Annotated in this window: 11 protein-coding genes; 7 read left to right on the top strand and 4 right to left on the bottom strand. The window is 46.0% G+C overall.

Annotated elements, in window-relative coordinates; all coding sequences use genetic code 11:
- The 7 genes from ACEW8F_RS16170 to ACEW8F_RS16140 form a co-directional block, all read left to right on the top strand.
- On the top strand, positions 1–517 hold a 517-nt coding region (locus ACEW8F_RS16170), incomplete at its 5' end, for a B12-binding domain-containing protein (protein ID WP_373484500.1).
- A gap of 2 nt (positions 518–519) precedes the next feature.
- The gene (locus ACEW8F_RS16165) at positions 520–1644 is read left to right on the top strand and encodes a uroporphyrinogen decarboxylase family protein (RefSeq protein ID WP_373484499.1); all 1125 of its coding nucleotides are present in this window, start codon (positions 520–522) and stop codon (positions 1642–1644) included.
- Between the two features lie 69 nt (positions 1645–1713).
- Entirely contained in the window at positions 1714–2235 is a 522-nt protein-coding gene (locus ACEW8F_RS16160; RefSeq protein WP_373484498.1) for a hypothetical protein, read from the top strand.
- Positions 2236–2336: 101 nt separating this feature from the next.
- Positions 2337–3140: a dihydropteroate synthase gene (locus tag ACEW8F_RS16155; protein WP_373484497.1), complete on the top strand. Its 804-nt coding sequence runs from the start codon at positions 2337–2339 to the stop codon at positions 3138–3140.
- Between the two features lie 99 nt (positions 3141–3239).
- On the top strand, positions 3240–3773 hold the full coding sequence (locus ACEW8F_RS16150) for a DUF2284 domain-containing protein (RefSeq protein ID WP_373484496.1): 534 nt from the start codon (positions 3240–3242) through the stop codon (positions 3771–3773).
- A 75-nt stretch (positions 3774–3848) separates the two neighbouring features.
- Positions 3849–4502, top strand: a complete 654-nt coding sequence (locus ACEW8F_RS16145) for a B12-binding domain-containing protein (protein WP_373484495.1) — start codon at positions 3849–3851, stop codon at positions 4500–4502.
- The gene (locus ACEW8F_RS16140; protein WP_373484494.1) at positions 4499–5224 is read left to right on the top strand and encodes a GntR family transcriptional regulator; all 726 of its coding nucleotides are present in this window, start codon (positions 4499–4501) and stop codon (positions 5222–5224) included. The genes ACEW8F_RS16145 and ACEW8F_RS16140 overlap by 4 nt, the downstream gene beginning before the upstream one ends.
- A 77-nt stretch (positions 5225–5301) precedes the next feature.
- On the opposite strand, the gene ACEW8F_RS16135 is transcribed toward ACEW8F_RS16140, so the two are convergent.
- From ACEW8F_RS16135 to ACEW8F_RS16120, 4 genes are all read right to left on the bottom strand, one after another.
- Positions 5302–6111 carry a phosphatase PAP2 family protein gene (locus ACEW8F_RS16135; protein ID WP_373484493.1) on the bottom strand — a complete coding sequence of 270 codons (810 nt, stop codon included), beginning with the start codon at positions 6109–6111 and terminating at the stop codon, positions 5302–5304.
- The gene (locus tag ACEW8F_RS16130) at positions 6098–7033 is read right to left on the bottom strand and encodes a diacylglycerol kinase family protein (RefSeq protein ID WP_373484492.1); all 936 of its coding nucleotides are present in this window, start codon (positions 7031–7033) and stop codon (positions 6098–6100) included. Before ACEW8F_RS16130 ends, ACEW8F_RS16135 begins: the two co-directional genes overlap by 14 nt.
- Positions 7034–7059: 26 nt before the next feature.
- Positions 7060–7875, bottom strand: a complete 816-nt coding sequence (locus ACEW8F_RS16125) for a MerR family transcriptional regulator (protein WP_373484491.1) — start codon at positions 7873–7875, stop codon at positions 7060–7062.
- 574 nt (positions 7876–8449) lie between these two features.
- A partial coding sequence (locus ACEW8F_RS16120; RefSeq protein ID WP_373484490.1) for an FAD-dependent oxidoreductase occupies positions 8450–9754 on the bottom strand: 1305 nt, incomplete at its 5' end.

Genomic DNA, 9754 nt, shown 5'->3' with positions numbered 1-9754 from the left:
TAAAGAAGGGGAAGCCGGGATGATCAAGGTTGGTGAATTGTTCAGTGCCGGCGAATATTTCGTATCCGATCTGATGATGTCCGGGGAAATGTTCAAAGAAGTGGGCGAAATGCTGGAACCCCACCTGGCCGGAAAAACCGGTGAAATTCTGGGAAAAGTCGTACTGGGAACCGTTGAAGGGGATATCCACGATATCGGTAAAGATCTGGTTTATGTCATGCTCAAATCCGGCGGATTTGATGTCATTGATGTCGGCGTGGATGCCAAACCGGAAGTATTCGTCAATGCCCTGAAGGAATCAGGAGCACCGATTTTGGCATTATCCTGTTTATTGACCACCGCCTATGATTCCATCTCAAACACTGTCAAAGCCGTTGAGGAAGCCGGTCTCAGAGATAAGGTCAAAATTATCATCGGTGGCGGACCCACCGACGAATCAGTGGTCAGATACACCGGCGCGGATGCTGTCGGCGACGATGCCCAATCAGCCGTAAGATTATGTAAGGAGATGTTATAATCATGACTAAGAGTTTATATGAACAACGCGTAGAACGTTTTAAAAAAACAGTTGTTTTTGAAAATGATAGACCCTCAACCGCATTCGGAGGACCAGCAACACCGGCGGCTCATATGAATATGTTAATGAAGGATTATATATTTGATACCAAAAATGGTTTTAAAGCATTTTTGGATTATATTAAGGAACTTGACGCGATAGCGCCTATCGATTGTCTGAATACAATCTATCCAGGAAGAATGAACGTTGCTATTTCGTTGTTGTGGTTGTCACAAGTAAAGTCTCCTGGCAGAGAACTTCCGGATGACGCTTTATGGCAGGTTCAGGAAAAAGCTTTGATTGAAGATGAAGACTATGACTTTATCATTGAGCATGGTTATGAAGAATTTCATCAGAAATATTTACCTAGAATACTTGGAGCCGAAGAGCTAGAAGGTTTTATGAATTATGTTATGACTGAAGGTCCTGAACAGGCACAGATGCTCGTCGAAAACGGATTTCTAGTGATTAATCCGGGTTTACTTGCGCCACCATTTGAGGTTTTGTGCGGTGGACGTTCAATGACCAAATATTACATGGACTGTTATAAAAAGTTCGATAAAATTAAAGAAGTGCAAGATGTTGTATTCCCTACAGTATTAAAACAAGCCATAAATACATTAAAGCAAACTAATGCAATGAGTGGTTGGATTGGTGGATGGCGCGGCGCTTCAGGAATGGTTTCACCAAAAATATGGGACAATCTCGTTTGGCCATATATGAAAAAAGCTGCTGAAGCTTATATTGAGAATGGGCTCACCCCCATTTTGCATCTTGACCAGAACTGGGATCGAGATATTGAACGATTTTTGGAATTGCCAAAACAAAAAGTTATCATAAATACCGATGGTATGACTGATCTCACGCGTGCAAGAAAGTTGTTGGGGGATCATGTTGCTTTTATGGGCGATGTGCCAGCGCCGATACTTTCAATGGGCACCGTAGCTGAAACCGAAGATTATGTCAAGAATCTTATCGATAATGTGGGCGCAAAAGGATTGATTGTCACCTCAGGCTGCGATTCACCGGCTAATGCGAAGTTTGAAAATATGGTTGCGATGTTTAAAACAGCTGTGGAATATAAATAGTAGGGTTTGATTTTTATATAAATGACAATATTCTTTTATCAAAATTAATTGAAAGCGAGATGAAGAAAAATGAAAAAATATATGTGGACTTGGGTTTTTTGTATAGGCATTTTAGTTTCCTGTTATGGCGCAATTTTTGCTCTTACACCGCTTAATACAGTTGTTCCTGGAGGCTATATATGGATCTCTTTAGCTGCTCTGTCAATATTCTTTAACGATGGTGCAACGATTAAGCTTCTTCCAAGCTATACATGTAGCACAATAGCGGGTTTGATATGGGGTTTTATTGGAGTAACCGGTGTCGGATTCATGATTAGTTCAGGTTTGAATCCAACCATAGCAACATGTATTACCTTATTTATATTGCCTTTTAGTGTTTTAGGAGCACACGTTATTTTACTTGAAAAAACGTGGTTTAATAAAGTCACAATTATTTTTGTAACTTTATCAATTGTCTTTTCTCAACCAGTAACAAATATTATTTACGTTGGGCTTGCAACTTTTGGCGGATTTCTACTTGGATTGGCCATTACAGCTGTTGGAAAAATTTTAGAAAAAAGAATGTTACCTGCGCAAATTACTGAGCAGTGAATCGTGAGAATTCATCGCAGTATCATAATTGGTTGATTAGATTAAGCAAAAAAGGAAAACTTAGAATTAGACATATTTTCAGTATATAAGAGGAGTTAATAATGATATTTATCGGAGAAAAAATAAATGGAACCCGCAAAGCCATCCAGGAGGCTATTATCAACCGGGATGCAGACTTCATCAGAAAAACGGCCCTGGACCAGGCCAATGCCGGAGCCGATTATCTGGATGTAAACGCCGGCACCGATCCCTCCCGGGAGAAAGAGGACATGCTGTGGCTGCTGGAGGTCGTGCAGTCCGTCACGGATACCCCGATCTGCATCGACAGCTCTACCCCGGAAGTGATTGAATCAGCCATTCATGCGGTCAAAGCAACACCGATGATCAATTCCATCAATGGTGATCCACAACGGTTGAAAAGTTTTATACCGTTTATCAAAGAACGGGATTGCAATGTCATTGCGTTGGCGCTGGATGAATCACAATCCGGGATGCCAAAAACCGTGGCCGAACGGATGGCAGTTTTGGAGCGGATTTTTGAGGCCACCCGGGCAGCCGGGATCGCCGATGATAAAGTCTATATTGACCCGTTGATTATGGCCGTAGCCACCGATCAGCAGGCGGGTCTGATTGCTTTTGAATCGATCCGGGCCATCCGGGAAACCTATCCGGAAGCTCATATCACCGGGGGGCTGAGCAATATTTCCTTCGGGCTGCCCAATCGGGCGCTGGTCAACCGCACCTTCCTGACTTTGGCAGTGGCAGCCGGTATGGATTCGGCGGTGGTCAACCCGGAAAACGTGCCGCTGATCGAGTCGCTAAAAGCCACCGAACTGCTTTTAGGTCGGGACCGATTCTGCCGGAAGTACACCACCGGCGCAAAAATTGAGTTTGTGAAAAAATAGCGACAACGACCATATTCCTATCTTTTGGCCCTTTTCCTGAACTATTCAGGAGAAGGGCTACTAATGCTTATAAGCTAAAAAATTTATTAGGAGAAGAACATGAAAAGCTACCTTGAAAGCGGAAATTTTACTGAAATCGCAGAAATTGATGACATCAACACTATTCATATTACTCAGGAAGTGCGAGACCGTTGTGCTGATAACTATTGTGGATTTTACGGAAAAAATCACATGTGCCCTCCGGCGGTGGGAGATCTGGAGCATTATCGGCAAGTGATAAAGGGTTACGGCAAAGGGTTGGTGTTTTCCAAAGCCTATCCGGTAAAGAGTCGTTATGATTATCAAAGCATGGTGGAGGCCGGGGTTGCCTTTCGGGAAGAAATTCAGGAAATCAACAAACTGGCAAAAGCGGATCAGCTGGACTGTCTCTTTTTCTCCGCCGGTACCTGCAGTATTTGTGAAAGCTGTGCCATCCTGACTGACGAACCCTGTCGTTTCCCTGAGGACGCCATTCCCTCCCTGGAAGCTGCCGGCATTGATGTCGTCGGGTTGAGCCGAAGTCTGGGAATGACTTATAATAACGGCGCAGATAAGGTGACTTATTTTGGGCTGGTACTCTATCATGCTGGCTGAAAATGACTAGGCTGAAAAAAGTAATTGTGCTATAATCAAACATACAGAGCTGTACGTAAGAGTTGAGGGGAAAAGATGAAGGAAAATTTGATCAAATTGATTGTGGACTTAAAACTGGATGAAGCAGAAGCCTTTGCGGATGAATTAATCCATCAGGGAATTGAGGCCCAGGAACTTTATGACATCGTGATGGAAGGTTTAAACGAAATTGGGAAAAAGTATGAAAATGGTGAATGCTATATTGCTGATCTGATTGTCTCGGGCATGATTGCAAAGAATATTTTTGCATCAGCCAATCTTCATTATGGGAAAAGGAATGCTATCAAACCACTGGGAACCGTCCTTTTTGGGACGATTTTTGATGATATTCATGATATCGGGAAGGATCTGATGATCGATGCTCTGGAGAATCGCGGGATTGCCGTCATTGATCTGGGGGTGGATGTTAAAGTCGAGAAATTTATTGAAGCGGTTAAACAGCATCAACCGGATATTATTGCGGTCAGCTGCGTCATGACCAATTCAATTCCCTATCTTCAGCAATTGGGGAATGCCCTGGAAGAACAAAACCTGCTGGAGAATCGTCGCTTTTTACTGGGTGGGGCGGTGGTCAGTCATGACTATGTCAAAATCCCCCAAATTGATTTTATGACCAATAATTTTTACGAGGGTATCCGCTATTGTGAAGTCTATCTGGCAGAGAAAAATAAGGGAGCGAAAGATGAATGAGTGATGTTTTATATTTGGCAATTGTGGCGAGTTTAAAGGATAAAATCTTAAAAAGTCAGCTCAAGCCCGGCGATATGCTCAATTCTGAAACTTCACTGATGAATGAGTATTCCGCCAGCCGAATGACGATCCGCAAAAGCCTGTCGCTGCTTTCCAATGAAGGCTATATTTATTCGGTTCCCGGCAAGGGCAATTTTGTCTGTAAGCCCGAGGTGGATATTTTCCAGTTTAAATTTAATAAATATGACGGTTTAAATACCCATATTGATGAGGTTAAACTGATCTCGGTTAAAGTGTTGTTTCCTTCAAAACAGATTGATCGGATCTTAAATTTAGAAGAAAACCAGAAGGCCGTGGAAGTAAAGCGGATTTTATTTTCGGATCAAAAAGAAATTGCCATGGAAATTATTTATCTGCCTTATGTCCATCATCAGCCAGTCATTGAGGACATGCTGAAATTTGCCAACTATCTGAAACCGGTCGAAGAAAAACTGGCTTTTGTGCTGGATAAATCACTGAACATTACGGTGACTATGCCTTCAGAAGAAGTTCGAGAGAAACTTAATTTGAACGAGAATGAACCGATTTTTGAAATCACCGAAATGATCAAGAACGAAGCCACCCTAAAAATTCTGGAATACGCCTGGTTTTATGTAAGTCCCAAATATTTAACCATTAAAGCGGCTACCCCGAAAGACAGTGATGATAAACGGATCTTTTAAGCCTGATCGAATTTGTTCTGATCAGGCTTTTACAGTGGTTTTTAGCCATGCCAAAATTGCATCCGCCGCTGTTAAATTCAAAATGACTGTATCAGAATCACGCCTAACAGGCCCCAGGCGGTTCCCAGCATCGCCCCGCCGAGGACATCCCGAGGGTAGTGCATGCCGACATAGATCCGGGTGATCCCGACCAAAAATGCCAGCAGATAACCAGCTAACCCGATAAAAAAGTTGACGTGAAAATAGGGTAAGAGAAAGGTTGCCATAAAAAAGGATTGGCTAGTATGGCCACTGGGAAAAGAACTGCCTCTGGCGGGTGACCCGACAATGCGACTATTTTCAATCTTTTGATAGGGTCGGGTGCGATGAACCAGCATTTTTATCAGTTCCACCACAAACCATAATGATAAGGTGCCTAAGACAAAGGCATAGGCAAGGACGTGGTACCCCAAAAAATACAAAATAGTGGCCAGGATCATCGCAAAAATCCCGTTGCCAAGCTGCGTCAAAACCAGCATCGTCCCATCAAGCCAGCCCCGGCGGCGGCCATGCATATTAAAATAAGTAAAAACCCAGACATCAATCCGTTGACCAACCGACCACACCAGCGAAATAGTGGTTAAAGCAAAAATCAGGACCAGGATCAGCAGTGCATTTTGGCTTTTGACGGCGTCTGAAAAAATGATCCAGACATAATCAGGAATAACGAGCAGAAATGAAACGAGGACAATCGCAACCATAATTAACCAGTAAAGCGGGGGGATATGGCGGATCCCGGTTATGATTTTCTGCCCAACGTCGCGAATTTTAGCCACCGATAAGGGGCTTTTTTTAGTTGCTTTATAGCCATTGTCAGTACCGGACTGATCCGGCTTATTGCTCTTCATGTGACGCGGTCGCTCCAACCATGACTGACAAAGCCTGGGGCTGGACTTTGATACGCACCGACCCTTCGCCCAAACTGATGCCATCGGCCATCACCGCCATGGCCGGTTCGGTGTCGATGACCATTTCACGGACCTGATAGTGCAAAATCCGGGGATCCTCGGGGTTATCGGTACCGACGCCAGTCAGAATATAATTGATTAAATCGAGTTTGGACAGATCGGCAAAAAACATCACATCCAGTAAGCCGTCAAGATAGGCATCAGGCGCACCGACTTGATAATTTCGACCGATATAGGGCATATTAGAAATTAATGCGGCATGACCCAACTCGCTGATTTCCTGATTATCGTCCAGAAAAAGATGGATGTCCGAGGGCGGAGCAGTCGTCAGAATGCCCAGAAAATCACCGATCCGGGTGATGTTGCCATGCTGAATGTCATCCCCGGCGGGGAACAGGGTCGAAAATAATCCCACTGAGCAAAGCTCGATAAAAGGCGTGCTGACACCGTCGCAAGTGACCAGGCCGAGATCTATTTTTAAACGCTGTCCTTCGCTGAGGATGGCGACGGCCGCCGCAATATCGGTGGGGATACCGAGGCTTAAGGCCACATTGTTCCGGGTTCCGGTGGGAACAATGCCAAGTGTCGCTGCCGAACCGTAGAGTGCCTTGGTGACCGAAGAAACGGTACCGTCGCCGCCACACACCACAAACAGCTCAATGCCCTGGGCAATAGCCTCATCGACCACTTCCTGCAAGTTACTGTCGGGTTCAATTAAATAAAGTTCCGGGATTAACTGCCGGGCCTGCATTTCTTTAACGACGGCCATGATTTGCAGTGGGGATTCGTCATTCACGCCAGAACCGGGATTAAAAATAAGTTTAACACGCTGTGGCTGCGGCTTTGTATTTACAGTTTTCATCGCTTTGTCCTCCGTTTTTTTGGTTTTTATTTCCTGACTGGGATCGTATACTCAATATAACGGTGAATTTTTCCATCGGCGTGGACCCGGGTCAGGATTTTGCCGATGATATCACCTTCCGGAACAATGCCGTGGTCGCGGATATAGGCCACCAGCGGATCAAACTGCCGTAACGTCAAATTGCCATAGTCGCCCAGATCCATCACCGTACACAAACACAAACCCGCCGGTCGGATCTGCACATCCGCGTTCAGCGGCAGATTTAACAACGCCGCGTCAGCGCTTTCGACACACAGCCCCCAGGCGTCCCGGTCGATGCGGGGGTTGGCGATGTCAGCAAAAGCAATGTGATGGGTAAACTCAACAAAGGGAATCTGCTTGAGCCAGTGCGGAAATAAGGGTTTTTCCTCAACCTCGCCATAATGATCGCCGTCTTCGCGCTGGACATAGGTAAAGTAACGATACTCGGGGGTATTGACGAACCAATAGCAGCCGACATTGTAGGGCAGACTTGCCAGTTTATCCTTGTAGGCGGAAATCTTGCGCTCCAGCATCTGATAATAGCGCAGTTTTTCATCGATGACCTGTTGTTTAAAGCCAATCCGCTCGACAAAAAAGTCCAGCGAATCATTATGAAGCATCTTGGAAATATCTTTTAACGAAATGTCAAAGCTGCGGTAGCGCATGCATTCCATCAGAAAAAAGATATCCCAGGTTTCATAGGTGCGGTAGTCACTGTTTTCCTGACGTTTTGGCGCAATAATCTGCTCTTTTTCATAATAGCGGATAGTCTCCACCGGCAGACCCAAGAGTTTGGAGACTTCCCCAATGCGATATGTCATGATTTTCCTCCCTATAGTGGCTTCAGTTTTTTTTTCATTGTATCACATTTATGAAACAAGACAAATAAAAAAGGATAGGGCTTTAAAAAAGCACCTATCCTTTAGACTGTCAAAAAAGATAACCCAGTACCGACAATTGTTACATCATGTTGTACGCATCGGAGCGGACACGGCAGAGCCTGTCCGATTCTGCGCGCAGGCAACGAGCCAATCATAAGCTGGTTTATAGTTGGCGACTGCCCGCGACCAATGCGAAAGAAGCGTAGCGGATTTCGCATGGCGCGGCGAACAACAGATTAACAATTGGTCGGTACGGTAGTTTATAGATAACCTCAAGGATAGGGCTTTACCAGCACCGATCCTTTTTTTTTATCTTTAATTGTTAGCGGTGTAGTGGCGGTTACAGCGATAAGCCGACATTAAAGCCGTCATTGATCGCCACCATGGCATTGCTGGTTTTGACGGCTCCGCCAATGACGATGACGTGGTTGTGAACGGCTGATAATGCTTCGGCCAGCTGGTTGTTGGGACGGTAGCCTAAAGCGATGACGACAGTATCGGCTGGCAGGGTCTGCTAGCCCTGGCTGTTTTCGATGACCACGCCATCATCCAGAATTTCGACCACTTTGGTTTGGGTCATTTGGTTGACCTCATATTCGCGGAGGATTTTCATCAGATTGAACTTGTTGACGCCATCGAGATCGCTGCAGATCTTGGGCAGCATTTCGATGATGGTCACATCCCGTTGCTGCATCGCCAGATGCGCCGCCGTTTCTGAACCGACCTCACCGCCGCCGGCGACAACAATTTGATCACCGGTGGCCACATTGCCCAGTAAGGCATCCTCAGCGGTGACAACCAGGGCTTTGTCGATCCCTTTGATGGCTGGTTTGCAGGGGGTTCCGCCGGTGGCGACGATAACGGTATCCGGTTTTTCAGCGGTGACCAGTTCTTTTGTCACTTGGCTGTTGAGATGAATCGTCACCCCTAACTGATCCAGTTCGTGAGTGATCCAGTTGGTATAAGTGGCCAACTCACCCTTGCAGGGGGGATAAGCAGCGGATTTAAATTGACCGCCTAAAAAGCTGCCCTGCTCATAAAGCGTGACCTCGTGGCCTTTGATCGCCGCGGCTCGAGCCGCTTCCAGGCCACCGGGTCCGCCGCCGGCAATCAGGACTTTTTTCGGTTTGGTGACTTTGCTATAATCCAATTGATATTCTTGGCCCAGCGAGGGATTGACCAGACAGGTGATGGCTTCACCCACCAGTAACTTCCCTACACAGCCCTGCATACATCCGATGCAGTAGCGGATTGAGGTTAAATCACCAGCCTTGGCCTTGTTAGGCAGCTCCGGATCGGCCAGGGAGCCCCGGCCTATTCCGATGAAATCGGCTTTGCCCATTTCCAGCAGACCATCGGCCATGCGGGGATCATTGATGCGGTTGACGGTAAAGACCGGGATATCGACGATTCTTTTGATCTCGGCAGCAAAGTCGACAGTCCAGGCATGGGAGACATACATCGGCGAAACAATCCCCTTATTATGATCGCCATAGGCACCACTGGAAACATGCAGGGCATCAAAACCCCATTCGGCAAATAATTTAGCCAGGACCCGGGATTCAGAAATGTCCCGGCCGCCCTGAACCACTTCGTCAGCTGAAAAACGGATCATGACCGGGAAATCGTCGCCGACCTTACTGCGGATATTGGTATAGATTTCTTTAACAAAGCGTAAGCGATTATCCAGACAACCGCCGTATTTATCAGTACGTTTGTTGACATAGGTGGACATGAATTCGGCAATTAAATAGCCATGTCCGGCATGCACTTCGATGCCATCAAAGCCGGCCTGTTTAGCCCGTAAGGCACAGTCGCC

This window comes from Acetobacterium sp. (assembly GCF_041752335.1).
In the GTDB taxonomy this organism is placed as follows: Bacteria; Bacillota; Clostridia; order Eubacteriales; family Eubacteriaceae; genus Acetobacterium.
This window is presented reverse-complemented; position numbering and strand designations above follow the sequence as displayed.

Excerpts from the sequence above, each read along its gene's own strand:
- ACEW8F_RS16140 (WP_373484494.1), top strand. The coding sequence starts at position 4,499 with ATGAGTGATGTTTTATATTTGGCAATTGTGGCGAGTTTAAAGGATAAA.
- ACEW8F_RS16155 (WP_373484497.1), top strand. The coding sequence starts at position 2,337 with ATGATATTTATCGGAGAAAAAATAAATGGAACCCGCAAAGCCATCCAG.
- ACEW8F_RS16150 (WP_373484496.1), top strand. The coding sequence starts at position 3,240 with ATGAAAAGCTACCTTGAAAGCGGAAATTTTACTGAAATCGCAGAAATT.
- ACEW8F_RS16135 (WP_373484493.1), bottom strand. The coding sequence starts at position 6,111 with ATGAAGAGCAATAAGCCGGATCAGTCCGGTACTGACAATGGCTATAAA.
- ACEW8F_RS16125 (WP_373484491.1), bottom strand. The coding sequence starts at position 7,875 with ATGACATATCGCATTGGGGAAGTCTCCAAACTCTTGGGTCTGCCGGTG.
- ACEW8F_RS16160 (WP_373484498.1), top strand. The coding sequence starts at position 1,714 with ATGAAAAAATATATGTGGACTTGGGTTTTTTGTATAGGCATTTTAGTT.
- ACEW8F_RS16165 (WP_373484499.1), top strand. The coding sequence starts at position 520 with ATGACTAAGAGTTTATATGAACAACGCGTAGAACGTTTTAAAAAAACA.
- ACEW8F_RS16145 (WP_373484495.1), top strand. The coding sequence starts at position 3,849 with ATGAAGGAAAATTTGATCAAATTGATTGTGGACTTAAAACTGGATGAA.
- ACEW8F_RS16130 (WP_373484492.1), bottom strand. The coding sequence starts at position 7,033 with ATGAAAACTGTAAATACAAAGCCGCAGCCACAGCGTGTTAAACTTATT.